The organism is Paraburkholderia mimosarum LMG 23256 = NBRC 106338, from assembly GCF_000739815.1.
GTDB classification, from domain to species: domain Bacteria; phylum Pseudomonadota; class Gammaproteobacteria; order Burkholderiales; family Burkholderiaceae; genus Paraburkholderia; species Paraburkholderia mimosarum.
The window spans coordinates 1-711 of the sequence record NZ_BBJJ01000356.1; the positions used below are offsets into that span (position 1 = coordinate 1).

Here is a 711-nt window from a genome sequence, read left to right on the forward strand (position 1 = left end):
AGAACCGATCAAAGAGGGCGCGGTCAGCAGGGCGCGTGAGTGCGTCGTTCATCATCTGGCGGAACTCGGCCTCGTCCCATTCTCCGCGCTCGACGCGATGAAGCACGGCTTCGCCCACGAGCATGACTTTGCGCTCACGATCGGCGCGGCTCTGCCGGTACGCCTTGCGCCGCTCGCGATCGGCGGTCTTGCGCGCCTCCTTCAGCGCCTTCACTTTTTCATCGGTCGCCGCGAGACGGCTCTTGAGTAGCGTCATGTTTGCTCCGGATCGGGGAGGGCGACCGGTTCTGGCCGCCACACGGTGATGGTGCGGTTGACGGGCACCATGTGACTGTTACCGGGCCCGGTTTCAATATTCATAAAGGCGCCGAGGTGGGTGATGCCCACCACGGTCAGGCGTTGACCGGCGGCATGTCCGTACCCAATCGACGCAGCGGCGATTTCATCGCCCACCACAAGCTCCTTTCCAGCAATTTCCAACTCAGGCATCGCCCATTTTCCCTGTGGTCGTGTGCGGCCGGGATACCGGCCGCAGCTTCATCGGTAACGTCCCCGTCCTTTTCACGCCAGGGCAGTTCACTGGCGTGAGCGGACGACTGTCCGCCATGGTAACAACACGCGATGCCGGAAACGTTCACTTTCGGCCACGTTCCGCCCTGATTTGGCGCGGTGAGTAAAAGCTGCATCTGAGGCTTCGGATAACGAAATCCG

The 711-nt window shown here is 61.9% G+C and carries 2 protein-coding genes; both read right to left on the bottom strand.

From position 1 onward, the window contains the following. The coding region (locus BMI01S_RS37865) for a hypothetical protein (RefSeq protein WP_042293640.1) at positions 1-256 on the bottom strand (256 nt) is incomplete at its 3' end. Next, positions 253-489, bottom strand: a complete 237-nt coding sequence (locus tag BMI01S_RS37870) for a hypothetical protein (RefSeq protein ID WP_042293642.1) — start codon at positions 487-489, stop codon at positions 253-255. The genes BMI01S_RS37865 and BMI01S_RS37870, both read right to left, overlap by 4 nt. Between the last annotated feature and the right edge of the window lie 222 nt (positions 490-711).